Source organism: Oceanobacillus sp. FSL W7-1281 (genome assembly GCF_037969835.1).
In the GTDB taxonomy this organism is placed as follows: domain Bacteria; phylum Bacillota; class Bacilli; order Bacillales; family Amphibacillaceae; genus Oceanobacillus; species Oceanobacillus oncorhynchi.
The window spans coordinates 495,328-519,984 of the sequence record NZ_CP150214.1 but is presented as its reverse complement, the minus strand read 5'-3'; the positions used below and the strand labels follow the sequence as shown (position 1 = coordinate 519,984).

Below are 24,657 nucleotides of genomic sequence, written 5' to 3'. Positions count from 1 at the left end.
CCTCATAGGTATTGTCAAGAGGATGATTTAATTTCTTTTCAGGAATCATGGACACAGTCAGCTTACCATTGATAAAATAAGAACAATCTTTTGTCAGAAAAGGACGTGGGACGATGGATAAGAAAGAACAGAAGCAAATCATGATGCATAACTTAACTGGAAAATCGAAAGCAGCTGCAAGTAAAACAGAAGAAGCTGTAATTTACGAAGAACACGGCTTTACTTATATCGACGCCCATCTCCCCTCTTATAATTTTAACGTAATCACGTTATCCGAAGACACCCCGTTCCCCCAACTGGAACATTTTCAGAAAATAGTGAAGATGTACGAAACTAAAGGATACCCCATGAATGTATGGGGATGGGAAGACCAACCGGAGATAATCAGTATGTTTAAAAAAGCTGGGTTAGTTGAGTACGAAACAGATTATTTAGGAATGATTGCTGATTTGACAGCTTTTCATCCTGGGGGTCCTCATAAGGACACAACGATTCAATTTAAAAAAGTTACTGCTCCAGAACAACTGATTACTTTCGGTACGATTCTGGCCAGCCTGTATGAGGAGACAGCGGAAGAAAAACAAATCAATCATTATTTTCATCGTGCTGCACAGCATAGCTTTACAGATCATAAACAGTCACAGCATTTTCTTGGCTATTACCAGGGCAAACCGGTTGCTATTGGTTCATTATTGTTTACGGAAAACGCAGCAGGAATTTATGATATTGCTGTGTTAGAAAGGGAAAGAGGACGCGGATTGGGTACAAAGCTGATGTATCATCTGATAGAGACTGCTATAGCTGCAGGGGCTGAATATTGTACCTTACAAGCCTCTCCGGAAGCGGAGGGTATTTATCGAAAGCTCGGCTTTGAAACCATCGGGAAGCTGAAAGTATATGCTAACTTTAAATGAATGCTTTCATACAATAAGCGCCCTTTGCCATAATAGGCTGTTTAAAAATAAGCGATCCAACAAGCAATGAATCAACCTGCCCGCCGGATCGCTTTTTGCCGCTTAAGCCGCAGCCAGAAAGTCTTTTATCTGTTTTAAATGATGCTCATCATGTTTTGTGAACATTTTAAGGAAGCTCTCTGCTGAAAATTTCCGCTTTCCGCTTCCGATGGTAAATCTATCATTTTTATCAACCGTTCTAATCTTCTCTAACAGCTGCTTCCTCCGTTCCATAAATAAATCTATTATTTCATAAACGGTTTTTCCCTCAAGCGATTGAATCGCCTTTTCATTTTGTGCATCGTGATTCGGAAATGCCGGCAGGTTCGCTTCTGGATGCATTTGGGAAACCATATTATGGAGATTGTAGTCATCCCAATAATACATATGACCAATAATTTCTCTTATCGACCAGGCATCTTCTTTTATAGTAGTGTTCAATGTCTGTTCCTCTACTTTTTTCAGTTCGGAAACAGCGGCTATCGTACTTTCGTATGCAGTAAATACGTTACTCATATTCGTTTCCTCCTCACTTAGATTATACCTTTCACACGCTTGAAAAAGGTTTCTCCCCGCCTGTCGGAGCAATGAATTCTATATTTGCAGATAATCTAAATCTTATTCTACTTCTGACGCAGGGACATACGATTCTATATGCTCATTTAATTGGTCTCCGTTAAAATCTTCCTCTGTAACCATTAATTTATCGCCATCCCGCTCTAATTGAAAGGTGTAAAACGGACCATGGTAATTAAATAACCACGTCAGTTCAGCTGTTTCAACGGCTTCCACTTCCCTAATAATTCTCCAATTATCTCCGTATCATCCTCTGCGGTTTGTTTCATATAATCAAAATCAATGTCATCATCATCAATCTCCAGATTTACCTTTAAACGGCTATGTACAGAACCACCTTCTAAAATGTCAACGCCGTTTTCCTGAACAGAATACGTCTCCGAACCTGCCACAAGTGCGGAAAATATATCTGATTCTACATCGCCCGGCTGAAGTTCTTCCTGCTCTTGCTCTTCTTCTGTACCCTCTTCTCCATCGCCGGCAGATTCACCACTTTCAGCCTGCTCACTTTCCTCTGCCTGTTCATTGTCAGAAGCATTATTCTCATTACCTTCATCATTTCCACACGCAGCCAGTACAAATGAAGCCAGTATCATTCCTGTTATCAAACCAAGTGTTTTTTTCATTTTCTTCCTCCCATCTTTTCCTTTTAAAAATAGCATAGCGAGATTGGAAATCAACAGGGAAAAGGAACTGATTTTTCATTCTATTCTTTTACTTTCTTTCAATAACAATACAATTGTCCTGTGTTTTTACAATAGCTAGAAACAGGAATATTTTTTACTCGATTTACCTGAGCTTTAAAGCTAGAATATATTGCTCTCCTTTAGGACCTTCTTTTCGTATACCCGTATCTGCAAATGCAACGTGCTAATAAAGCTTTTGTGCAGCTGTGTTTTTATGATTAACTGCTAAAATGATCTCATCACATTCAGGAAATGTATCCTTCACAAAATCCTCCAGTAACCGCATTCCTTTTCTGGCATACCCTTTGCGTTGATGAGCTTGATCAATAGATAGCGCAGTCAAAAGGATAGCATGAGGGTTATCGGTGTATTCTTTTACACGGTCTGTCTGATGCAGCAGGAAAAAACCCACCGGCTCCTCGTGATTCATAATCATAACGCCATGCTGACCTTCAGCCAGATCAGCGACCTCTTCCGGCAGCGCAGTAAATTGATGCTGCTCTTCTGGAAGCTCAAATTGATACAGCCGATCCATGTATTCTTCGGATAAAAGCTCTAAGGTAATTATTTCCATTTTTGACATAACCCTTCTTCTTCAACATTTTCTGTTTATTCATTATATAGGATGGAGGACATCAATAAAAAAGAGAAAATCAAGCCCGCCCAACATAGCAGCATGAAGGACGATTTTGATTTTCTCTAAAAAGCATTATAGCTGTCTATCCTTTACCTCTAGTACAGCTTCTACAGCCTCTTCTATCGTAGAGGTAATCACACCATTCCGCTTAACTAAGCCTACTAAAAATAAATTGCGATAAACAAATTGATTTTCTAAAGCATCTTCCACAAGCGCATCTATCTTTTTCTGATTATCTCTGCCCTGCTGACGGGTGTCCGTAAATACACCGACAATCGGACGGTTCAACATCGAAAAAGCACCAATCTCAGCAGCTACGCCAGAATCTATCTCTACACCATCCAGTACTGCGATTAAAATATCACTCTTTTCCAATTTGGATAAATCTGCTTCTGCAATAATCTCACTATTGGCATAAGCCGTTTTATCATTAATTACCGCATTTTCCTGCGGGAGATATAAGTCTATCTCTGGAACAGCCTCACGAATCGCCTTTGCCAGCTGTTCATTCACATATCGATCACCCATCGAAAATAAACCATTTGCCAAGTAACCCTTCACTTCAAGCACCTCTTATCTATTTTGATTCCTGCTTATCTTCCATTGCTTACATTCTAACAAAATATGTCTGGTTACAGCTATTTTTCTTCTTGAAACTCTAAATAAATATAAGCCCCTACAATCAACACCGTTAAAATAATACCCAGAAACGCTTGCATATTTACTCCAAGCGGTGTATTTTCCAAAATCAAGGGCGGAAAATTCCAAGCTATTAAAATAACGGGCAATATCCATGTTTTCGCCCAAACAGACAGCAGTATCGCTGTTGCTGTTACAACTCCTAATAAAATCATACTACCTGCGAATGGAATCGTAACCAGCGACGTTTCCACATAACCATCTATAAAATAAGCCGCTATAAATAAAAGCATGCCTATCACTGCCGGAATAGCGAGCATTCCATATTTCCTAGATTCAGATAACTGATTTCCAGAAGTGTACCGCACCGCAAATACAGAACCAATGATAAATAATAGTCCAATAACCACAGTACTCAGGATTCTAAAGAGGCTGTATGCTACAATTTCTCCATATAATACCCCGCGTAAGGCATCCCCAAACAGCATAAAAACAATCGCGCCTATCAGCATATAAGGTATCAGCCAAGATACCGACGGATTCTTTTTTTCACCCACTTCTTTCTTCAGCTTGTCTACATATTCCTGCGGGGATTGATTGGTAATTTGTTCAATCGGCTCATTATTCAGTTCCATCTCATAAAGCTGCTGTGCCAGATTATCTGCAACATCTTCAATATCCGATTGCTCAATCCCTTGAGAAAATAAATACAGCCGCAGTTTTTCGATAAATCGATTACTTTCCGAGCTTAATTTCGTCCGGTCCATGTCTACTCTCCTTTTTGCTTCTATATCAATGTGTTTCCACTTTTGATCATTCCATTTACTTTCGGATTGCCAGGAATTCTTTTCTTCCTGTGCATACCTCATCATATAAGAAAACATCCCTATTCTAAAGGACATGGACATGTTTTACAAGAAATTTAGAACAGCAGAAATATTCTCTCCTTCCCAAGAAGCAATGCTTCATCCGGATGGTATTAATCAAATAATGCCGGTTTCTCCGGGTCTCTTAAAAATTCAAATAAACGTTTGATTTGTGTTTCTGTATTCCGGTTTAATGAAAGATTAGGCAGGTTATCCTCTGCAAAAAAATCATTCCCCTTAGTCTCCATGCCTAAGCTGGCTTTCCCGCTGATAATCTCGCATTGAATAAATAATTTATAATACTGGTAAGGCTGTGGCGGATGCGCATGCTTATTCGTATCAAAAACAGCCAGCAGCTTCTTGGCTTCAACATGAAAACCCGCTTCTTCCTGAACCTCTTTAGTAACATTTTCTCTTGGAGATTCACCGACATCACAAAAACCGCCCGGCAATGCCCAAGCATCGTCAATCTTTTCACGTACCATTAAAATACGATTATCCTTGAAAATCACGCCCCGCACATCTACTTTTGGAGTCTGATATCCTGTTTCATTAGCAAATAAATCACGGATAGATTCAAAATCGTGGTCCGTATATTCGTTCATCATCTCGATGCTTAAGGTACGCAGCTGTTCATACCGCTCTTTATCATACATATCATTTGTGAAAGTTAATCCTGCCTGTGCTAACGACTGGATTTGCTTTGCCCACTCTAGCCATTTATCACTCATCCAACTGCATCCTTTCATTGATTCATTTTATGTATACTTGCTGCGACATAGGAAAAAACAGCATAGAAAACCTTTCTACACTGCTTCTATCTATGCTTATAGTTGATAATCTACACAAACTCGATCCTGCACACATTCCTTTACAAATTCGGATACACGGACATGCTCCGGGTGTATTTGATATTGCTGTAACGCTTCTTCCGTTTCAAATTCACTATCCAGAATAATATCACGGTCACTTGTCGCCAGCGGATCAATAATGACTTTGATAGAAACAACACCATCTATCTTCTCTTTTAAACTCTCTAACTCGTTCTTAATTTTCTCCGCATTGGTCTTCTTCTCTGCTTCACTAAAATTTTCACGGTGATTCCATTGTACAATATGTTTAATCATGCCTAACAGCTCCTGTTCATTTTATATACTAAAATTTTATCATATACTGTCCTTTTGGGACATCCATAACATAATTATATTATTCACATATTTTAGAATTATTTGATGCCATTGTCTTTAAATGATAAGGTAAGAACAAAGATTATTTGCTCAAATTTCTAAAAATTATTAAGAAAGGAAGTACGGCAATGTACAAAACAGCAAGAACAGCAGGTTTTTTACGAACGCTCCTTTTATTCATTGCTTTCGCAGTCTTGATGATTGGATGCAGCTCTAATTCCGATGAAAACAATGAAGACTCGAGCGCCGCAGCAGATCAAAATGAAGAGACGGAAGATACAGCGGCTAACGGTACGGGGAAAGAAGCTACAAATGATGAATCAGAAGGTTCTGACCTCTATCATGAAATGGGAGAAACATTTGAAATCGAGGGATACAGTTCTGGTGTCCCTGCAGAAATTACCGTTAATGAGATATGGATAGAGGACGGAGATGATCATCAAGCATTTATTGAAGAAAGTATCGCTTCCCCATCAGAGGATGACGCTGTTGCGTTTGTTGATTATACCGTAGAAAATATCGGGGATCGTTCCATTAATATGGGGGACGTTATACCGGAATATGCAGCTCTTAATGGAAGTTTCGACCTTGATTTAAGTTACCCTGAAAACGATACATTCACTGACCAGCTGGCGTCTTTCCAGGAAAGTTTAGACGAAGGCGAATCCATGGATTTGGTCGGAGCTGTTGCGGCAGATGAAAAATCACTCTATGCCGGTGCACTCATGTGGAATTTCATGCAGGATATACCTGAAATTGTTTTCCACACTCCTCAGGATGAGCGCAGAGATCAGATTGGCACTTATGATATTGGAGAAGACATGTATTTAAACGATTATGGAGAAGATACATTTTTCAAGGTGAATATCAGCAATGTGGAAATCAATGAAGGGAATGAAAATCTTGATTTAAGAGATGAAACGGAATCTGTGCTTGCTGTTGATATGACATTTGAAAATCAACTTGATGAAGATGTAACTTTATATCATAAATTTCCACAGCCGCATGTAGAAGGCCTGGTAGATGGTCAAGGAGCAAACAGTTCTAATCACCTTGTAATCGATGGACAACCTGTCGAAGATTTATATGAAGGACCTGAGGGAAAAATTGGTCCAGGTGAAACGCTGGAAGGAACCGTCTATTATGAAATAGTCAGTGATGATGTCGAGGATGTTCAGCTGCTTTTTCCAAATCCATCCCTGCTTACATTTCCGGATTACGGGATGTGGGTTGATTATAATTTGGAGGGTTAACATATCGTAAGGGAAGCATCCTTTATGAATCTCCAAAACAAATATCATCATTATGAAAAACGAGGCGCTCTAAAGCAGCACCTCGTTTTTTCTCATGTCAATGTTCTTTCTAACCTTTTTTCCGCACAGCCATCCAAATCTCACTATACACATTATCAAGATTGCTATAATCTTCTACAAACGAAATCTCTGGTGCTTTGACTAGTTCATAATCTGAGGAAGGAAACCATTCAGCAGCAATTTTTGCCCATGTTTCCTGCATCGTTTGAGGGAACGGTCCTTGTGAAGAGAAAATAGCCCAAGTATGGGCAGGTACCTCCAGCACATCCAGCCCGCCAAACGGTCCTTCTTCATCTGTCAATACACCAATCATATGCTCTAAATATCCTTCTTCTTTCATTCTGCCTTCATCAAAATGATACGAAGCATTAATTACTTGTCTAGGCTCTAAATTAGCATGCTCATGCATTTTGCCTTTTTGAGATTCCGTAATACTTTGCGCCAGCTTTTCAATTTCTGGGTTAACTCCTTCAAACTGCATTGGCACTCTCTTACTGACACCAATTATTTTAAATGCTTCTTTTTCCACAATTCGATAATTCATATCTGCTCCTCCTTGAATCGTTAGTTGGAAGGTTAGTTTCGGAAAAGCTTTAAGCTGCTGCTTTTGCTGATGCTTCACTTCAGAAGGTTTACATCCTGCCCATTCCCGGAATGCGCGGGAAAAACCATCGACAGAATGATAACCATACTTAAAGGCAGTATCTGTCACATTAACATCCTCTCGCAGCAGATCAAACATTGCATTGGAAAGCCTCCGATTACGAATATAGGCAGTCAGCGTCATCCCGGCTAAGAAAGAAAACATACGCCGGAAATGATAAATCGACGTACCAGTAATTTTTTCAATTTCTTTCTCATCGATTTCTGTATCCAGATGCTCCTCAATATACTGAAATGCTTCGTTCATGCTGCTTTGCATTTCCTTTCCCTCCTTCCATTGATTCAAGTATAGAGACTTCTCCGGTGAATCACTCGACAAAAAAGAAACGGGTTTTATCGGAAAAACATCTTCAGCTGCTGGATAAGATTACTTTACCCTTTCTGCCATCGGTAAGTGTATCCAATGCCTGCTTTATATCTGCCAAATCATAATTTGCTTTCTCAATACCCAGCAGCAGCTCTTTCTTCTCCACAAGCCTGAAGATTTGCTGGAAGGTCCCCTGCCATTTTTCCTGACTTACCTTTTTATTCCAATGTCTTAAATGAAAAATATTCATTTTCACTTTATCTGCAAAGGCTCCCCAATCCATCTGCTGTCCAGACAACAAGCCGATACTTAAAAAATGTCCCTGATTGCGCAAACATCCAGCTAAATCGGAACCAGCACTGCCTCCTAATGAATCAATTGCCGCATCGGCTCCTTTTCCATTTGTTTTGTCCATCACCGTTTCAAAAAGCGATTGGCTTGAGGTATCTACCACTTCAGAAACGTCAAGCTCTAAAAGTTTCTGTGTATGTTTATCATTTCTCACAACTGCAATCAAATGTAAATTTAAAACTCTTGCAAGCTGCGCATATAAATGTCCTATCGCTGACCCACAGGCATTAACTAAAAGCACACTACCTGACTGTAATTTCAATATCTCTGTCAGCGTAACCCAAGCCGTCAAAGGATTAATATATAGTTGCGCAGCCTGTATATTATTAATGGATTCCGGCACAGATACAGCAAATGCAGCTGGCGCCCGGACAAAATCCTGCCATGTCCCCTCGCCCCGTAATGGTAAAACACGCTTGCCTATTAGCTCTTTGCTGACATTAGTTCCAACATCGGCTACAACTCCAACGCCTTCGTAGCCCGGAATATAAGGCAGAGGAATTCTGTGTGAATAGCTTCCTCTTACCGGGATTAAGTCTGATGGGTTAATTGGTCTGGCTAACATGCGTACAAGTACTTCTCCTGCTTCAGGGGGAGTGATTTCTTTGTCTGTTATTTTTAATAATTCATTAGGATTACCAAATGAATCACAATAAATATATCTGTTTCGCACTTTAAGATATCCTCTCTTTTAAAACGTTGCCTTCTCCCTATTATAATGGAAAAAGGAACAGCAGACGACTGCCATTCCTTTTGTGTTTCTTCTTATTAAATCGCTTTTCTTTGGAAATAAAGATAACCTCCAATAAAAAACAATAGAAAACTGCCGCCAATCACCATTAATATTTGATCCCATGGAACAAAAAAAACATCTCCTGTACTTCCGCCAATATTCATCATTAGAAATGGCTGTCCCCACGGATAATATGGGCCAAAACGCTCCGAATTAATAACTAAAACCGTTGGTAATGTAAAAATCACATTTATCGCGAATGGGGCGGCAAAGCTTTTAAATGCGATCGAAACCCATAACTGTAAAGCAATTAATGGAAAAGTGGCCAGCCAGCCTCCTACAATCGTTTTCCAGACAATATCCATCGGAAAAGGATCAGTGATTCCCTCTATTATTCCAACCAGATAAATAGAGATCAGATACAATAATTGCATCGCAAACACCAAAAGCAGCAGCAATAGATATTTAGATAGAAAGACTTTTCCCCTTGTCACTGGCAGCGCCAGCAGCTGCTTCCAACCTCCTTCCTGATGCTCGTACCGGCAAATCACACTAGCTAAGACCCCTGAAATTAACGGCAGGAATAAAACAGCGTAGGTAAAATTCATCATTATCAATTTTTCATACCATGGATTGGGTGCCCCTATATCGCCTAACGGACTGGACAATCCAATAAATAATCCAATCAGCGGTGCCACTAATAGAAGTAGTAGTACTTTTGACTTTCGCAGTTTATACCATTCAGAACTTATTACGGAAAACATTTATTTAACGTCCCTTCTCTTAAAATCAATCATTCCCAGCAAGTACAGCACCAACCCAACGCCGATTCCTAACAAGGCATTGATATATGAATGTCCCCAATCATTCGATAGTGCCGGCCATTTCCACATCACCCAATCAGGTAAAAGTGGAGCTGAGTATGCAAAAATAACACCAATCACTCCTAGAGTTACCGGGATAGCCTGATTTTTACTTATCGTAGCTACCCATAGCTGCAGTCCCAATACCGGCAGCGCAGCAAAGAAGGGTAAAAAACTGTACTCCATTAATCGTAAATACGGAATATCTGCTCCTAATCCCAATGTCAGACCGTAACCAAATACAAACAGGAATAAAAGGACGGAAGATACAAATAAGATACAGCTGGTTACCGTAAACTTAGATAGATATACTGACCGTTTGGATACAGGCAAAGCAACTAACTGCTTCCATGCATTTGTTTCATCTTCAATACTTGCCATAAAAGATGTTAAAATCACAATCCCCAAAACAATCGCAAGCGGGGTAAATGTATTGATATTCAAAAGATAGTAAAGCCAGCGATCATCCATCTGGTCAAACAAATAATCTTTTCGGACCCCATAATTGACCATCTGCAACGCCACCACTCCTACAGGTCCAATCAGGCACAACAGCCATAATCCTTTACGCTTTATCTTTAAAAAATCCGCTTGTATCAGTGGAAAAATCATTCTGCATGTTCCTCCTTTGTCATCTCCAAGAAGATATTCTCCAAAGACCGTGTTTCTTCTTGCACCCGATAGATAGAAAAGCCTTGCTGGACGAGGTAGTCAATGGAAGCAGCTACCTGTTCATCGTCCTCCACTTGCAGATTGATATGTTCTTCTCCTAAATCGGCTTTTTGTCCATTGGCAAGCATTGAACGCCAAGCTGCTTCATTATCATTTACCTTTATTTGAATCGAAGCTTGTGCAATTTTACGCATGGTTTCGATAGAATCCTGAAAAATCATTTTCCCTTTCGATACAACACCTACTCTTGTAGCCATCTGGTCAATCTCGGATAATAAATGGCTGGATATTAATACCGTCATCCCATATTCTTTCGGCAAACTTTGAATCAATTCACGCATTTCAATAATACCGGACGGATCCAGTCCATTTGTAGGCTCATCCAAAATGAGCAGCTCCGGCTGATGCAGCATGGCAGCAGCAATCCCGAGACGCTGCTTCATTCCAAGTGAAAAACCTTTTACTTTTTTATTCCCAACACCATGCAGGCGGACCAGCTTCAATACTTCATCTATTCTTTCCTTTGGTGCATGAAGAATTTTTCTGCTTGCTTCTAAATTTTCTTTAGCAGTTAAATGCGGATAATAAGAAGGGTTTTCTACCAATGACCCAACATTTTTCAAAATGTCTATCCGGTTGTTTTTCATATCTTCGCCAAATAATTGAACAGAGCCGAAAGTTGGCCGCATCAACCCTAACAGCATACGGATTGTTGTCGTTTTACCAGCCCCGTTAGGACCAAGGAAGCCATAGATTTCTCCCTTTGGTATCTTCATTTCTAAATTTGACACTGCTTTTTCTTTTCCAAATGATTTCGTTAAGTTCTTTGTTTCTACGATATATTCCATGATTATCACCTCTATTTTCAAGGATAGAGGTACGAGGTTAAAATGAAGTATATGCTTTGTTTAAAATTTGGTTAAAAAAGCTGGAATTATTAAGTTATCTTGCTTGGTGAAATGCCAAAAAAAAGAGACAGTTTATATCACCCGTCTCTTTTCATTGCAACATCTAAAATACTTTGATGTAATGTAGTCCAATTTTTAATATATTTTTTTATATCTTTCGGATTTATCCATATTCTATCTCTCGATTCATGAGCGGCTTTAAATTCATAAATTTGCTGAACATCCATACGATAAAACACCTGATAACCAACTTTCGGATAAGACCCTTCCGAATTCCATTCGATATTTTCGGTATGGTCTACTGCGATATATCCTAAAAGCGAACAATTTCCTGCAATATAACCTTCTTCATATGCCTCACGTTTAAAACAATCTTCATATGCTTCGCCTCCTTCAATATGTCCCCCTGGTATATCCCAGCCCCTATTATTTAAATGAACTAAAAGCAATTTATTATCCTTGAAGCAGAAGCCGTGCGCACTCGTTATAACCTCTCTTTCAGGTAGTTCGTTATATTGCATCCAAGTTAATTTTACTTTTCCGTTTCCCCAATATACGTAAATACTTTTCATCACCGCTTCTCCTTCATGAGAATTTCTACAATCAGAATAAGTTTTAATCATCAGCTCTTTTTACTCTACTAATTTTTATCGTTGTACCTTCTTCCATAGAATCCATCTCCCAATCCAGGTCCATACCTTTTACCATCATATCAACAATAGAAAGACCGATCCCAGCACCGTTTTGATTTGTACTCGTCTGCATTCCTTTTCCTTTATCTATAATAACAATGGCATCGTGGTGCTCCGTTGACTCAGTCCGCACCGCTATATATTTGCCATCTGCCGCATGACGCAGAACATTTTGCAGCAGATTATCTAAAATCCGGCTGAACCACAATGAATCTACTCTCCACATATTTTGTTCAAAAGGTTCTATGTCAATATCAACTTCAAACCCTTCCTTCTCAAAAACCGGATACCAAGTCGCTAAATATTGACGGAGAAAACGCATCATATCTATTTCTTTTAATTCCTTCTTATATTTACTCGCCATAAGCAACGTATAAGACATTAGATTTTCGATTAATTTATCCACGTCTTCAATCGATGTTGACGTCAATTTAAGAGAACGCCTCGCCTCTTTTGGCAAATCCATTTTCTGCAATGTATAGGCTTGTGCGTTTATTTTAGTTAAAGGTGTACGTAAATCATGTGATAAATTAGCAATCAGTTCTTTACGCAGCTGTTCCTCTTCTTGTTCACGTTCTCTGCTTGCCCTTAATTCCTGTACCATTTGATTAAAAGATTTCTCTAAATCCCCAATCTCATCTTGTTTCTTTTCTTCAATAAGAATCGGTAACCCATCTGTATCTCGAATTTCCATAGCTTCTTGCAGGTGGACAAGACGTTTACGAATTCCTCTGAAAAACCATAGGGATATAAAAATAAACAAAAACACAACACCTATCGTCAACATAACAATAGCCCAGCTATACTGATCAAAAAGGCGTTGTCCTTGGGGCTTCATCACTTCCCGCTCCAGTTGGAAGACAATAAAACCATCTTCCTCATTTTCTCCCGCAAAAGCTACGACAGTAAATGGATCATTATTGTAATTTCTTTTTAAGAAATCAGCAGTATAAGCTGCGTCCCATTCCACAGGTAAGTTTTCTTGAAGGTTGCTTTGTACAGTCAAAATACCATTCCCATTCACCCAAAACATAGACGCATTTGGATAGACCTCTCGCCACTCTTCAAATAGTTGATTTACATCGTCTTCCGATACTACGGCAGTGGCTTCCTGATGCCATTTCTCCTCTATTTCTGTAAATGTATTCCCCCCTTCCTCTGGGGAATCCGAATCGTCTACTAAATTAAAGAAAACAAAAATGATAATAAAGTAGGCTGCTTGTATTAAAAAAATGGCAATGAGGATAATCAATATATATTTTGCTAATAAAGATTTCAAAAACCGCTTCATTTTTTCACCCGATATCCAATCCCGCGAATCGTCTCAATAATTGTTGGTTTCGCTGGATTTTCTTCAATTTTTTCACGCAAATAGCGGATATGCACCATCAACGTTTTATCTCCTTCCATAAAGCGCTCGCCCCATACGCCTTCATAAAGCTGCTCCTTCGTCAAAATTTGATTCAGATGGCGAATGAAATATTGAAACAGCTGATATTGCTTTCCTGTCAGTAAAATCTCTTCCGCTGTATGCTTATTAGTAATAACCAATGATCTCGTATCGATTTGCAGATGTCCGATTTCAATCGTATCCTCTTCCTTTTGGAAACGGCGGAGTAATGCTTCGACTCGCGCAGCTAATTCATCCGGATGGAACGGCTTTGTAACATAATCATCTGCAAAGCTTAAGCCTTCTATCTTGTCCTCTACTGCCGATCGGGCAGATAACATCACAATTGGTGTGTCTGGATTTGCTTTTTTTATTCGTTTGCCAATGGAAAAACCATCAAGTCCCGGCAGCATAATATCTAAAATGGCAAGATCTATCTCGTTTATATATTTTTCTAATTCATTCCCAGACGTTAGCCAGGTTATTTGGTGCCCTCTTCCAGTTAAATCCTCTGTTACCCATTGTCCGATTTCTTGTTCGTCTTCGATGTATAGGATGTGTGCCATTTATTCCACCTCATAATCTAATGCGTGTCCTTATGGTTACTTCTTCTTTTCTAGTTTGTTTCTTAAATTAAACATAATCATTCTTTATAAACCATCATAGCAATTCTACGAATGAAAAGAATAGACAATTTCTATTTTTAAACAAAATTTAAACATTAACCTGACTTTTCTTTTATGATTTATTTAAATTTATGGTAAAGTATGATTATCTTAAGCATTTTAACTTAAAGGACTTTTCACCTTATTTTTATTTGATTATGTGCTAATCTTAAACGAATATAGATTATTAGGAGAAAGATTAACGCTTTTCTGGTTTAGAAGCCTTATTATATATGAGTATATGGAGTATGCTGTTCGTATTTATATAAGTGTGTATATGTAGATTCTGGAATTCGTATGTTTAAGAGTGATTAGCTTTACCAGATTTTAGCTAAATTAAAAGAATTACTTTAATAAAAGAATATGGAGGTCACTGCTGATGGCACCTTTAAACGAAAATCAATTAGAACAGATACGTCATGAAAGAAAAGAACAGATTATGAGTGCAGCACTCCAAGTTTTTGCAGACAACGGCATTAAGTTGACAAAAATAAGCACGATAGCAAAAGCTGCAAAGGTAAGCCATGGATTAATATATCATTACTTCTCTTCAAAAGAAGAAGTTCTGTATGAAAGCTTAAAATGGGCAACTGCTGTCAATACATCAACCAATTTTTTAGAAGAATTAAAAGAGGATAAACTGTCTCCATCTGAAAAAATTAAAAAATTTGTTCTATATGCATTTTCCTCCACAGACTCCACTTCTAGTTACGTGTTTCGGATTATACAGAATTCAGGTAATAAAGAAGAAACTCCGCAAGAAGTAAAAGATTATGTGGATAGTCTTGGGACCATGTATATCAATTTCCTTATACCTCTTATAAAAGAAGGTCAAGAATATGGAGAGATTATCCAAGAGGATTCCGAAGAACTTGTTGGAATTTTCCTTACGACTTTATCAGGTGTCATTGCTGATGATATTACATTTTGGCAAGAGGACATGGAGCGGAAAGTAGAAATTTTGCTCAGAATGATTACTACACGATAACCTCTCTTCTGACTTCTCAATCCTAAAATTAAAACCAAACTCCTCCAAATAAAGAATTGACAAAAGGAGGAGTTTATTATAAATTATTGATTGACTGAATTAGTCAATCAATAAAAGGAGGTTAAATTTTGGATACTGTTATTTCTGTAAAAGATTTAGAAAAATCCTATGGAAATCATTCTGTTTTAAAAGGTATCAGCTTCGAGGTAGAACGAGGAAGTATTTTTTCCTTACTAGGGGAAAACGGAGCTGGCAAAACTACTACTGTCCATATACTTTCCACACTAATTTCCGCTACTAACGGCACCGCTCTCATTGGGGGATTTGATACACGCAAAGATACCAATAGCGTAAAAAAACGAATCAGCTTAACTGGGCAATATGCTGCTGTAGATGAATTACTGACTGGAAAAGAAAATCTTATGATGATGGGACGCTTGAATCATTTAGACAGACCTACTGTAAAAAAACGAACCGATAAACTTTTACATCAATTTGATTTAGTAAATGCAGCAAATAAATCCGTAAAAACATACTCAGGGGGAATGAGACGACGCCTCGATATCGCCATCAGTCTGCTTGCTTCTCCAGAGGTTATTTTTCTCGATGAACCTACAACTGGACTAGACCCAAGAAGCCGAAACAACATGTGGGAGCTTATCCAAGAACTTTCCAATAAGGGTGTTACGATTTTTCTTACAACGCAGTATTTGGAAGAAGCTGATCACCTCGCTGATAAAATTGCTATTTTACATGAGGGAAGAATTGTAGAACAAGGTCCAGCAGAAGCATTGAAAAAATTAGTGGGTGAGGAAAAACTAGAAATTAACCTTGCTGATCGAAAAGAAAATTGGTCCATTGCCAAGCAGCTTTTGGCTGGAAAAGCAGATGAAAAGAATCTTACTATTCTTGTTCCGTTATCATCCGTAAACAATTTGCGCGAACAATTACAACTCCTTCATGAAAATGGAATTGAACCTGCCTCGATAAGTATTCGTAAACCAACCTTAGATGATGTATTTATGCAGATAACAAAAAACAAAAAGTATGAATAACAGGAAAGGAGCTGATAATTTTATGAATGAATCAAAATGGACTTGGATTATTCTGGATAGTTGGACAATGACACAGCGTACATTAAAACATATTTTCCGAAATATAGAATCACTGATGATGAGTATTGGCCTTCCCATTGCACTTATGCTTATGTTTGTTTATATTTTTGGTGGAGCAATAGACACAGGAACATCTTATATAAATTACGTTGTTCCAGGCGTTATTGTAACATGTGTTGCCTTTGGGAGTTCGCTTGTCGCTGTAGAAGTTGCTGATGATATGACTGGAGGTTTATTTGAACGATTTCGTACGATGCCTATCCTTCCCTCCGCTTTATTAGCAGGTCATGTTATTGGAGGAATGGCTAGAAATGGACTTGCTACAGCCATTACTATTCTTGTAGCAGTTATTATTGGATTCCGACCAACTGCTGGATTATTAGAATGGCTTGGGGTTATCGGTATTTTAGCATTATTTATGTTCGCTGCTAGTTGGTTATTTGTACTGTTTGGTCTTATTGTAAAAAGTGTAGAGACTGCTAATGCGATAACATTTCCAATGCTTTTCCTGCCCTATTTAAGCAGTGCTTTTGTACCGACAGAAACCATGCCTAAATGGCTCCATACTTTTGCAGAGAATCAGCCAATGACACCGTTTATAGAATCATTACGCAGCTTACTCACTGGAACGCCCCTTCACAATAATTTATGGATCACGATTGCCTGGTTTATCGGTTTGCTTATTTTTTCTATTATTGGAGCTACAATTGTATTTAATCGCAAGAAAAAGCGTAAATAATAAGTATATTATTTTTCAAGCGAATCTTTAGATATCAATAAGCACACGATAAAGATAACGCTAATTTCATTTCGTCATCCAACCAAAAAAACCGCCACACACAATAATCCATTGTCAATGAGGCGGTCCTAACTCCCTATTCTATTTCCTTAAGCAAACTGCAAAATCCGTTCCGCAGCCTTTCGCGCTCCAGCAATATTTCTGGAAACCGGACCTATCTCCAACTCAGCTAACGCTCCTGCCACAAATAAACCATTTTTCCATTCAAGCGATTGAGGTACGATTGGAAAACCACATGGTGCACAAGGCAATTGCATCTGCTCTATCAGCGGGTCTAACCATTCTTTTCCCGGCATTGCAATGGCTGGACCGGTTGCCAGTAAAATAGCGGTTCCTTCCAGCTTTTCTTCATTTCCCATAAAAAGCTGCATTCTTTCATCTGTATCTTCTCTAATCTTTTGAATACAGCCTGTATGGATATTCAGCCTTCCTGCTCTTTCTTGTTTCAATAATTTTAAATATAAATCCCTGGTGATGGAACCTCGATTCCTTGCTTCTTGTATAACTGACCTTCTTTCCTTATAGCTGGTCAATTTATGATACTTATTCAAATACTTAGGCCCGAGCCATCCTGGATCACTATCAAAATGGTGAATACGTAACGGATGCCGCTTCACCATGGTGACAGAATGAATAGATTCTTTTTGTGTAAGTGCATAGGCAAGATGTGCTGCTGTCATCCCGCCGCCAACTACAATCACATCCCCCGTTTCCGGAAGGCTGCTATCCATTTCAAACACATGATTTATCGCTTTATGATCCTTATACGAGTCAATCCATGAAGGATAATGAGGGGTATGATTAACACCCATAGCAAGCACCACCCGCTCACTAAAGAAACAACGTCCATCCACAATGCAAACCTTCCATCCCTGTTCCGTCCATGACAGTCCGTTTACCATTCCTTGCAGCCAACATTCCATGACGCCTGTTTCTTCTAACAAATCCATACTGTGCTGATTAAACATATCCAAACACGGCCGCTGATACTGCCCTTTCAAACCTGAGGCATAATTGTTTTCAGAAGAATATTTTTTTAAACTGTATGGGTCGGTGTGCAAATGATGTACTAAAGGAGAGCGCAAATATTTCATTTCAATCTTTTCTGTGATGGTGCGCCACCTTTCCAACGGCTGTTTATGAGGGTCAATAATCAGTACATCTTTTATCTCTGCTCTTCTCTCTTCAAGCAGCCGGGAAGCCACACAGCTTCCTTGGATTCCGCCACCAATCACTATCCATTTATACATACCTGTTCCTCTCCTTCCTATAAAACGTAACCATTACGGTTTTATGGCTGAAAATTTTTGTTTTTAAGTTCACCCGTATCGGATTCCCTTATCCGCTTCCGAATGGTTGTTTTTCTCTATTATCTTTTCATTACAAACCTTCTGTATAAAAGTATTTTCTATTTTCATTTTTCTCAAAAGCAGTCGAAACAACATTTGTACAATCAAGCCAACGTGCTTCTGCTTTTATCATTTTCGTTCTTTTCTCTATTTTTACTTCTATGTCTTTTAACACTTCCAGAAGTTCGTGTAAAGATAAATTGAACGCTTCAGCTACATGCTTATGGGGAGATTCAGCTCGGATTAAATCTATAAAATGCTCGGGTGTTAATGCTTTTTCAGAAATTATATTTTCTATATTTATTACTTTTTCATATAATAACCGCTCCTCGTTTGAGAGAAAACGGCTGATCACCTTATTCAAAAGTTTTGCTTCTATGTAGCTTTCCATTTTAAACGCCCCCCATAAAATAATTCATCAAAAACGTAATCATTACGATTTGTAACGGAAATATTATTACTTTACCATGAAATATAAATAAAAACAATCTCTTTTTCGATGAACCCGTTCTCTAACTTCCAACGCTTCCTTATGATATGTATCTATTCCCTATAAAAGCATCCAGATTCATCTGCTCTGCAAAAAAAAGCCATCTTCCACCAATCTAATGGCACAAGACAGCTTTTCATCCTTCACATACCCTCTTAAAGATCTTTCGGATCTAGGCTATGTGTTGAATCTGGGTACTCAATTTCATCTACAGCACTTACAGTCATGGTTACACTGAAAAATGCGAATACCGCTAATGCAGCAATTATTAATTTCTTCATCAAATCCCTCCTTTCATATCTAAAACATTTTTTATCTTAAAATAAGCTTGTTTATACTGCTTATTTTGAGAATAATAATCAGATAACAGTACATTAGAGTAAATGAGGAATTCTGTATCCTTTTTCTCTTCAAAAAATGGAATAGCAACGGTTTCTAAGTATTCTTTAATATTCTCTTTATTCAACTGTAATTGAAGGAGATGAAATTTAATGATATACTCTTCCAAACTAATTTTATTTGCTGTTGCTTTTCCTTGCGTAATGTATTGCGCCGCCTTTTCTTTATTCTCCGTACCCAGATACAATTTCGCTAAGGCGTATATTGTTTTCATACTATACTGTTCTTCAACAGAAACGGAGAGACTTTTTTTATAATAATCAATTGCTTTTTCGATATCCTTCTTTTTTTCATAGGCCAGTCCCAGATTATGATACACCTTCCGAAGTAAATTTTTATCATCCGCTATGACTTTCTCTATACGATCATAATAATCAATCGCTTCGTCATAATTACCCATTTTAAAGTAATTAATACCTAACAAGAAATAACAAACTGTACACTTATCATAGTTCATTTCCTGTAAATACTCATTTAAAGCTTTTTCCAAATGCTTAATCGATTTATACATATTACCTTTTCGGTTATAAACGAGGGAAAGTTCATAATGAATATCTGCTTTATACGGATAATTCAAAGAGTTTGCCAGACCTAGATATAACTCTAAAGCTGCATCATAATTGCCTGTTTCATAATAGTATAAGCCACAAACTCTATTAAATAAAGGCATAATTTTCAAGTTACTATAATCTTTCAAAGATTCTGCCTCTTGAAATTTTTCTTCAATTTCCTCCATTGTTGAAAATCTTAGAGCAAATCGCAACTCTATTAGGCTGATCAGCAGTCTGATACCAGGATCCGATGAATTTTCGAAGTCTTCCAAAAATGATTGATAGGCTTCTTTGGCTGCAGCTTGGTCTTCTTTAATCAAATTATAGATATTCTCCGCTTCTTGAACAACCTGATCATTCACCACTTCTTCTATTTGTACTAATTCTTCAGGGGCGATTCCAAACCGTTCAGCAAGCAATTGTAGAATCTCTTCATTAGGAACGACATTACCGTTTTCAATCTTGCTGTAATAGGATACAGAACAAATACCTTCAACAATCTCATGCTGGGTAGAATTCTGCTTATTTCGTAAAAATTTAAGTTTTTGTCCTAAATCCAAAATCCTCTCTCCTCTTCATGAAATTTTTTACCTAGTTTAAATGTAACATAATTTCAATGGGAAGTAGAAGCATTCTTTTAATTTTTAAGGGATATCCTCATAATTATGGTTAATATTCACAAATAATTAAATAAAATGAAATGAATTTGTAGAATTTATTAAAAAAGAACTAGATAACTGCCTCCAGTCATCTTGTTCTTTATAATTAAGAAGCTTGCTTCCAATCAGAGACATCCACTTCAAGCGGAATATTATTGGCACGTGCCTTTGCAGCTGCTTTAAAAAATAAAACCACTAGCAGTGCTGCTCCAATAAAGCCGCCTCCCCATGATATATTCATAGGTAAATTAAAACCGATTGGCTGTGACAAAATATAAGTAATAACCATAACCAACATAAATGTCCCTGGAACCAGAGCGACGAAATAATTTTTCCCTGCAATATAAAGATACATCGAACCAACAAATAGAGCGATTACTGCCGTTGACTGGTTTGCCCAGTTAAAATAACGCCACAATAATTCAAAATCAATTTGCGTTAAAACCATCGATACCACAAATAACGGCAAGGCAATCCACAAACGGCTGGAGAACTTTTTCTGTCCAATTTTTAAGTAGTCTGCAATAATCATTCGTGCACTGCGAAATGCTGTATCTCCAGAAGTAATTGGAAGTACGATAACACCCAGCACAGCTAGCGTTCCGCCAATTGCTCCCAGAAGCGTCGTAGAAGCTTCACTTACAATGGCTCCTGGTCCGCCAGCGGCTAAAATGTCATTCAATCCATTATAGCCGTTAAACATACTCATGGCAGCTGCAGCCCATATCATTGCAATAACTCCTTCAGCAATCATCATGCCATAGAAAATTTTACGTCCTTCTTTTTCTTTTCTGGTTGTCCGCGATATAATCGGTGTTTGTGTAGCATGGAAACCAGATAAAGCTCCACATGAAATAGTAAAAAACAATAATGGAAAGATAGCTGCCCCTTCAGGATGAAAATTCTGGAATGATAGCTCTGGAATTGGTGCTCCTGTTACAACCAAACCGACTCCAACACCAATTGCACTCAGTAACAGCAATGCTCCAAAATAAGGGTACAGTCTGCCAATAATTTTATCGACCGGAAGCATCGTAGCCAAGATATAGTAAACAAAAATAAATGCAATAAAGATACCTAAGGCGACACGCCCGTCTGCCAATAAATGAAGCAGACTTGCTGGTGTAGAAACAAATACCGTACCAACTAGCAATAGTAAAAGGACTGCAAAGCCGTTAACGACATGCTTCATAACCTTTCCTAAAAACTTGCTCGCAAGCTCCGGCAAATGCGCTCCCCGATTCCGGATGGAAATCATCCCTGTTAAATAATCGTGGACAGCCCCTGCAAAAATGCATCCCACTACTATCCAGATAAATGCGGCCGGTCCATATAAAGCTCCCATAATCGGACCAAAAACCGGTCCGGTGCCAGCAATATTCAAAAGCTGAATCAGCGAATTTTTAGGCGTACTCATCGGAATATAATCCATGCCATCTCCGTTCACATAGGCAGGTGTGGGCCGGCTTTCTTTGACTCCGAAAAGCTTCTCAATAAATTTCCCATACGTAAAATAACCGATAATTAATAAAACAATTCCTGCTAGAAATGTATACAAACTTTCTCCCCCTTTTTCCGCCATTAATGAATACGTTTTCATTAAGTATAGAATATACAAAGCAGGAGAAGGGGAAATCAGGAACAAAAGGTTATTTTTAAGCGTTATGATGTTCTTTTAAGGAATTAAGATGCATTGAAAGAAAGCATCAGATTTCTAATTTAGCACGTAATGCTTTTACATAATTTCTGCTGACGGAAAGCGTGTCTTTACTTCCTTCTAACTGCAAATGATAAGCGCCATTAAACCATGGAGTTAATCGTTGAATATGCTCCAGGTTAACTAAGAAGCTTTTATGAATTCTGAAAAAACCATACGCTAACAAGCGATTTTCCAGTTCTTTCAGCGGCATTTTGATATCAAATTCTCCTTGCTTCGTGATTAATTTTGTCCGTTTTTCTATTCGTGACATATACAAAATATCCTTCAGCTCTATATAGTGAATATCTCCTTCCACTTCTATCGCCAGCTTTCCAGGTGCTTTCCCTGGATTCGTCTGTTCTTTCGCCCCGCGTTTTTTCTCCAGCCGCCCAATTGTTTCTTTCAACAGCTCCTCATCGTAAGGCTTCAATAGGTAATCTACAGCGTCATAGCGAAAAGCCTCTGCAGCAAACTGCGGATATGCTGTAGCAAAAACGACCAGCGGCGGCTTTTTCAGTTCTTGTATCGCCTTTGCTACTTCCATTCCGCTCACTTTCGGCATTTCTACATCTAAGAAAATAACATCTGGCTGATGCTGCATCGTCTTCATGATGGCTTCCTCACCTGATTCTGCTTCTTGAACAGATTGTATTTGTGTGAATTCACTTAGTAAATGCTTTAATTCTTCCCGGTTATATGGTTCATCATCAACGATAAGCACTTGCATTAACTGATCCATTGCTTTTCTTCCTCCTTATGCGACAGGACAAAATAAATATTGGTCCCTTCCTCGTTGGTTCTTACTTGAAGTAAAGCTTCCTCGCCAAAAAGAATACGCAGCCGCCGATTTACATTGTAAAGCGCTAAGCCATTTCCTGATGTCGAATCTATCGGTGCTTGACGTATTTGATTTGCTGCTTCCTTACTCATCCCCATGCCATTATCCTTAATCCCGACATAAACACTGTCTGGGTGTTTTTTCATCGTAACCTCTAAGACACAATCGCTTTCTTTATCTTTAAACCCATGCATGATTGCATTCTCAACGATTGGCTGCAGGGTTAAAGGCGGAATCATTTCCGATAACGCCTTCTCATCGATTTGATACTTCACCGTTAACTTATCTTTAAATCTTTCTTCATTCAAGGACAGGTAAGACTGGACCTGTTTTAATTCCTGTTCTAAAGTCGTTATTTTTTGTGTAGTAGCGGATAGATTCTGCCTAATAAAATGAGATAGAGAAATCAGCATTTTCCGAGCTTTCCCCGGATGAAGACGGATAAGTGATACAATTGTATTTAATGTATTAAATAAAAAATGCGGATGAATCTGAGCCTGAAGCGCTTTTATTTCTGCTTCTTTAGCCAGCTGATACACCCGTTCTGCCTGACCAATTTCCAGCTGATGGCTGATCATGGAGCTTAACCCTGTAATCAATTCCATATTGACATTGGTCAAGTCATTTTCTGACTGAAAATAAAATTTTAGTGTACCTATAATTTCGCCCTGTTCTTTAAGAGGAGCAATAATAACAGCTTCCAGCGGACAATCTGGGTTTGTACAATGAATCGATTCCGCTGTTGCCATTTTGATTTTCCCGCTTGCTATGGTTTCTGCAGTAATTTTTGTCTGAATTGGGTTTTCCTGCTGATGGTGGTCATGTCCAAGTCCGACATGTGCAAGGATAGCTGTCTTATTTGTGATGGATACAGCGCTTGTATTTAGTTCTTTATGAATAATACGGCAAACTGCCTCTGCTGCTTCTATTTGTAAACCATTACGTAAATGCGTAAGTGTCTGATCTGCAATTCTTAACGTTTTTTGGGCCTGTACAGCACCTGCTTTCTCTTCTTCCTTCAATACACTTTTAATAACCAGCAGAACAAGCACTGAGCCGATGCCGTTAGCTAAAATCATCGGCAGCCCAATTAAATTAACTAGAGCCCAAGCCTGCTCTATCGGCCGGGCTAAAGCCAGAATGACCAGCATTTGTACTGCCTCAGCTATCGCCCCGACAAAAAAAGCGGTTTGCAGTTTAATCCGCTTATTTTTCTTATAGAACAGACTTGCAAGGACCCCTGCAATCATGGTGGCAACTCCACAGGCTATTGCTGTAAACCCTCCCAGCGTAAAGCGATGAACTCCGGCAATCACCCCGGCTCCAATACCAACCTTAGGCCCTCCGAGCAAACCAGCGATAACGATGCCAATAACCCTTGCGTTTGCAATCGCTTCTTCTGACATCAAGTCCGTTGCCCAACGGTTAAATTGCAGGCTGTCCGTATTTACATTCAGCCCTGTATATGTACCAATAATCCCAAAAAAGGCGAAAAAAAGAATAGCTGTAAGATGCTGCTGACGATTCAGCTGATCCTGATAAAACATTTTCCGGAAGAAGCGAAATCTTGTCAGCACAAAGGCTATCGTTACAATAATTCCAACTCTTTCTACTAACGTAATTAATAATTCAAACATGATAATGCTCCTTTCCGTTTAAAACGCTCTTC

28 protein-coding genes are annotated in these 24,657 nt (G+C 38.6%); 5 read left to right on the top strand and 23 right to left on the bottom strand.

Annotation, left to right across the window (positions count from 1 at the left end; translation table 11 throughout):
• Positions 1–113: 113 nt before the first annotated feature.
• Positions 114–914 (top strand): GNAT family N-acetyltransferase, encoded by an 801-nt coding sequence (locus MKX55_RS02725; RefSeq protein ID WP_339235905.1) that lies wholly within the window; start codon positions 114–116, stop codon positions 912–914.
• A 102-nt stretch (positions 915–1,016) separates the two neighbouring features.
• On the opposite strand, the gene MKX55_RS02720 is transcribed toward MKX55_RS02725, so the two are convergent.
• From MKX55_RS02720 to MKX55_RS02685, 8 genes are all read right to left on the bottom strand, one after another.
• The gene (locus tag MKX55_RS02720; RefSeq protein WP_339235903.1) at positions 1,017–1,469 is read right to left on the bottom strand and encodes a DinB family protein; all 453 of its coding nucleotides are present in this window, start codon (positions 1,467–1,469) and stop codon (positions 1,017–1,019) included.
• A 102-nt stretch (positions 1,470–1,571) separates the two neighbouring features.
• Positions 1,572–1,745: a hypothetical protein gene (locus MKX55_RS02715; protein WP_339235902.1), complete on the bottom strand. Its 174-nt coding sequence runs from the start codon at positions 1,743–1,745 to the stop codon at positions 1,572–1,574.
• Positions 1,718–2,155 carry a hypothetical protein gene (locus tag MKX55_RS02710; protein WP_339235899.1) on the bottom strand — a complete coding sequence of 146 codons (438 nt, stop codon included), beginning with the start codon at positions 2,153–2,155 and terminating at the stop codon, positions 1,718–1,720. Before MKX55_RS02710 ends, MKX55_RS02715 begins: the two co-directional genes overlap by 28 nt.
• 244 nt (positions 2,156–2,399) lie before the next feature.
• A complete protein-coding gene (locus MKX55_RS02705; protein WP_339235897.1) occupies positions 2,400–2,798 on the bottom strand; it encodes a GNAT family N-acetyltransferase in 399 nt (132 codons plus the stop codon).
• Positions 2,799–2,924: 126 nt separating this feature from the next.
• Entirely contained in the window at positions 2,925–3,413 is a 489-nt protein-coding gene (locus MKX55_RS02700) for a nucleoside 2-deoxyribosyltransferase (RefSeq protein WP_339235895.1), read from the bottom strand.
• Between the two features lie 77 nt (positions 3,414–3,490).
• The gene (locus MKX55_RS02695) at positions 3,491–4,363 is read right to left on the bottom strand and encodes a hypothetical protein (protein ID WP_339235892.1); all 873 of its coding nucleotides are present in this window, start codon (positions 4,361–4,363) and stop codon (positions 3,491–3,493) included.
• Between the two features lie 107 nt (positions 4,364–4,470).
• Positions 4,471–5,088 (bottom strand): NUDIX hydrolase, encoded by a 618-nt coding sequence (locus MKX55_RS02690; RefSeq protein WP_339235890.1) that lies wholly within the window; start codon positions 5,086–5,088, stop codon positions 4,471–4,473.
• A 96-nt stretch (positions 5,089–5,184) separates the two neighbouring features.
• Entirely contained in the window at positions 5,185–5,484 is a 300-nt protein-coding gene (locus tag MKX55_RS02685; protein WP_193062717.1) for a Dabb family protein, read from the bottom strand.
• Positions 5,485–5,672: 188 nt separating this feature from the next.
• On the opposite strand from MKX55_RS02685, the gene MKX55_RS02680 reads away from it, so the two are divergent.
• Positions 5,673–6,797: a DUF4352 domain-containing protein gene (locus MKX55_RS02680; protein ID WP_339235888.1), complete on the top strand. Its 1,125-nt coding sequence runs from the start codon at positions 5,673–5,675 to the stop codon at positions 6,795–6,797.
• Positions 6,798–6,906: 109 nt separating this feature from the next.
• Here the strand turns inward: MKX55_RS02680 and MKX55_RS02675 are convergent, their stop codons facing one another.
• From MKX55_RS02675 to MKX55_RS02640, 8 genes are all read right to left on the bottom strand, one after another.
• A complete protein-coding gene (locus MKX55_RS02675) occupies positions 6,907–7,779 on the bottom strand; it encodes an AraC family transcriptional regulator (RefSeq protein WP_339235885.1) in 873 nt (290 codons plus the stop codon).
• A 91-nt stretch (positions 7,780–7,870) separates the two neighbouring features.
• On the bottom strand, positions 7,871–8,851 hold the full coding sequence (locus tag MKX55_RS02670) for a zinc-dependent alcohol dehydrogenase family protein (RefSeq protein WP_339235882.1): 981 nt from the start codon (positions 8,849–8,851) through the stop codon (positions 7,871–7,873).
• Positions 8,852–8,946: 95 nt separating this feature from the next.
• Positions 8,947–9,675: an ABC transporter permease gene (locus tag MKX55_RS02665; protein ID WP_339182184.1), complete on the bottom strand. Its 729-nt coding sequence runs from the start codon at positions 9,673–9,675 to the stop codon at positions 8,947–8,949.
• Positions 9,676–10,386 carry an ABC transporter permease gene (locus MKX55_RS02660; protein ID WP_339235879.1) on the bottom strand — a complete coding sequence of 237 codons (711 nt, stop codon included), beginning with the start codon at positions 10,384–10,386 and terminating at the stop codon, positions 9,676–9,678.
• Positions 10,383–11,294 carry an ABC transporter ATP-binding protein gene (locus MKX55_RS02655; RefSeq protein WP_339235876.1) on the bottom strand — a complete coding sequence of 304 codons (912 nt, stop codon included), beginning with the start codon at positions 11,292–11,294 and terminating at the stop codon, positions 10,383–10,385. Before MKX55_RS02655 ends, MKX55_RS02660 begins: the two co-directional genes overlap by 4 nt.
• Before the next feature lie 137 nt (positions 11,295–11,431).
• Positions 11,432–11,926: an NUDIX domain-containing protein gene (locus MKX55_RS02650; protein WP_339238394.1), complete on the bottom strand. Its 495-nt coding sequence runs from the start codon at positions 11,924–11,926 to the stop codon at positions 11,432–11,434.
• A gap of 43 nt (positions 11,927–11,969) precedes the next feature.
• Entirely contained in the window at positions 11,970–13,325 is a 1,356-nt protein-coding gene (locus MKX55_RS02645) for a HAMP domain-containing sensor histidine kinase (protein WP_339235873.1), read from the bottom strand.
• Positions 13,326–13,333: 8 nt separating this feature from the next.
• Positions 13,334–14,002, bottom strand: coding sequence for a response regulator transcription factor (locus tag MKX55_RS02640; RefSeq protein ID WP_339235871.1), 669 nt, complete (start codon positions 14,000–14,002; stop codon positions 13,334–13,336).
• 478 nt (positions 14,003–14,480) lie between these two features.
• Between MKX55_RS02640 and MKX55_RS02635 the strand changes: the two genes are divergently transcribed.
• The 3 genes from MKX55_RS02635 to MKX55_RS02625 all read left to right on the top strand — a co-directional run bounded on the left by MKX55_RS02635 (position 14,481) and on the right by MKX55_RS02625 (position 16,943).
• Positions 14,481–15,089 carry a TetR/AcrR family transcriptional regulator gene (locus MKX55_RS02635; protein ID WP_339235869.1) on the top strand — a complete coding sequence of 203 codons (609 nt, stop codon included), beginning with the start codon at positions 14,481–14,483 and terminating at the stop codon, positions 15,087–15,089.
• A 128-nt stretch (positions 15,090–15,217) separates the two neighbouring features.
• Entirely contained in the window at positions 15,218–16,144 is a 927-nt protein-coding gene (locus MKX55_RS02630; protein WP_339235866.1) for an ATP-binding cassette domain-containing protein, read from the top strand.
• 22 nt (positions 16,145–16,166) lie between these two features.
• Positions 16,167–16,943, top strand: a complete 777-nt coding sequence (locus tag MKX55_RS02625) for an ABC transporter permease (RefSeq protein WP_339182166.1) — start codon at positions 16,167–16,169, stop codon at positions 16,941–16,943.
• Positions 16,944–17,092: 149 nt separating this feature from the next.
• Here the strand turns inward: MKX55_RS02625 and MKX55_RS02620 are convergent, their stop codons facing one another.
• From MKX55_RS02620 to MKX55_RS02590, 7 genes are all read right to left on the bottom strand, one after another.
• On the bottom strand, positions 17,093–18,253 hold the full coding sequence (locus MKX55_RS02620) for an FAD/NAD(P)-binding protein (RefSeq protein ID WP_339235863.1): 1,161 nt from the start codon (positions 18,251–18,253) through the stop codon (positions 17,093–17,095).
• 130 nt (positions 18,254–18,383) lie between these two features.
• Positions 18,384–18,743 carry a hypothetical protein gene (locus MKX55_RS02615; protein ID WP_339235860.1) on the bottom strand — a complete coding sequence of 120 codons (360 nt, stop codon included), beginning with the start codon at positions 18,741–18,743 and terminating at the stop codon, positions 18,384–18,386.
• Between the two features lie 254 nt (positions 18,744–18,997).
• Positions 18,998–19,123: a hypothetical protein gene (locus MKX55_RS02610; protein ID WP_339235858.1), complete on the bottom strand. Its 126-nt coding sequence runs from the start codon at positions 19,121–19,123 to the stop codon at positions 18,998–19,000.
• Complete coding sequence (locus MKX55_RS02605; RefSeq protein ID WP_339235856.1) at positions 19,123–20,352, bottom strand: tetratricopeptide repeat protein; 1,230 nt, start codon at positions 20,350–20,352, stop codon at positions 19,123–19,125. Before MKX55_RS02605 ends, MKX55_RS02610 begins: the two co-directional genes overlap by 1 nt.
• 205 nt (positions 20,353–20,557) lie before the next feature.
• Positions 20,558–22,009, bottom strand: coding sequence for a carbon starvation CstA family protein (locus MKX55_RS02600; RefSeq protein ID WP_339235854.1), 1,452 nt, complete (start codon positions 22,007–22,009; stop codon positions 20,558–20,560).
• Positions 22,010–22,157: 148 nt separating this feature from the next.
• On the bottom strand, positions 22,158–22,889 hold the full coding sequence (locus MKX55_RS02595) for a LytTR family DNA-binding domain-containing protein (RefSeq protein ID WP_339182151.1): 732 nt from the start codon (positions 22,887–22,889) through the stop codon (positions 22,158–22,160).
• A complete protein-coding gene (locus MKX55_RS02590; RefSeq protein ID WP_339235852.1) occupies positions 22,877–24,625 on the bottom strand; it encodes a sensor histidine kinase in 1,749 nt (582 codons plus the stop codon). The genes MKX55_RS02595 and MKX55_RS02590 overlap by 13 nt, the downstream gene beginning before the upstream one ends.
• Positions 24,626–24,657 lie beyond the last annotated feature (32 nt).

Bases quoted from the DNA above. Each gene is read 5' to 3' on its own strand.
- MKX55_RS02725 (WP_339235905.1), top strand. From the start codon at position 114: ATGGATAAGAAAGAACAGAAGCAAATCATGATGCATAACTTAACTGGA.
- MKX55_RS02720 (WP_339235903.1), bottom strand. From the start codon at position 1,469: ATGAGTAACGTATTTACTGCATACGAAAGTACGATAGCCGCTGTTTCC.
- MKX55_RS02710 (WP_339235899.1), bottom strand. From the start codon at position 2,155: ATGAAAAAAACACTTGGTTTGATAACAGGAATGATACTGGCTTCATTT.
- MKX55_RS02705 (WP_339235897.1), bottom strand. From the start codon at position 2,798: ATGTCAAAAATGGAAATAATTACCTTAGAGCTTTTATCCGAAGAATAC.
- MKX55_RS02695 (WP_339235892.1), bottom strand. From the start codon at position 4,363: ATGATGAGGTATGCACAGGAAGAAAAGAATTCCTGGCAATCCGAAAGT.
- MKX55_RS02690 (WP_339235890.1), bottom strand. From the start codon at position 5,088: ATGAGTGATAAATGGCTAGAGTGGGCAAAGCAAATCCAGTCGTTAGCA.
- MKX55_RS02685 (WP_193062717.1), bottom strand. From the start codon at position 5,484: ATGATTAAACATATTGTACAATGGAATCACCGTGAAAATTTTAGTGAA.
- MKX55_RS02680 (WP_339235888.1), top strand. From the start codon at position 5,673: ATGTACAAAACAGCAAGAACAGCAGGTTTTTTACGAACGCTCCTTTTA.
- MKX55_RS02675 (WP_339235885.1), bottom strand. From the start codon at position 7,779: ATGCAAAGCAGCATGAACGAAGCATTTCAGTATATTGAGGAGCATCTG.
- MKX55_RS02665 (WP_339182184.1), bottom strand. From the start codon at position 9,675: ATGTTTTCCGTAATAAGTTCTGAATGGTATAAACTGCGAAAGTCAAAA.
- MKX55_RS02660 (WP_339235879.1), bottom strand. From the start codon at position 10,386: ATGATTTTTCCACTGATACAAGCGGATTTTTTAAAGATAAAGCGTAAA.
- MKX55_RS02655 (WP_339235876.1), bottom strand. From the start codon at position 11,294: ATGGAATATATCGTAGAAACAAAGAACTTAACGAAATCATTTGGAAAA.
- MKX55_RS02650 (WP_339238394.1), bottom strand. From the start codon at position 11,926: ATGAAAAGTATTTACGTATATTGGGGAAACGGAAAAGTAAAATTAACT.
- MKX55_RS02640 (WP_339235871.1), bottom strand. From the start codon at position 14,002: ATGGCACACATCCTATACATCGAAGACGAACAAGAAATCGGACAATGG.
- MKX55_RS02635 (WP_339235869.1), top strand. From the start codon at position 14,481: ATGGCACCTTTAAACGAAAATCAATTAGAACAGATACGTCATGAAAGA.
- MKX55_RS02625 (WP_339182166.1), top strand. From the start codon at position 16,167: ATGAATGAATCAAAATGGACTTGGATTATTCTGGATAGTTGGACAATG.
- MKX55_RS02620 (WP_339235863.1), bottom strand. From the start codon at position 18,253: ATGTATAAATGGATAGTGATTGGTGGCGGAATCCAAGGAAGCTGTGTG.
- MKX55_RS02615 (WP_339235860.1), bottom strand. From the start codon at position 18,743: ATGGAAAGCTACATAGAAGCAAAACTTTTGAATAAGGTGATCAGCCGT.
- MKX55_RS02610 (WP_339235858.1), bottom strand. From the start codon at position 19,123: ATGAAGAAATTAATAATTGCTGCATTAGCGGTATTCGCATTTTTCAGT.
- MKX55_RS02595 (WP_339182151.1), bottom strand. From the start codon at position 22,889: ATGGATCAGTTAATGCAAGTGCTTATCGTTGATGATGAACCATATAAC.
- MKX55_RS02590 (WP_339235852.1), bottom strand. From the start codon at position 24,625: ATGTTTGAATTATTAATTACGTTAGTAGAAAGAGTTGGAATTATTGTA.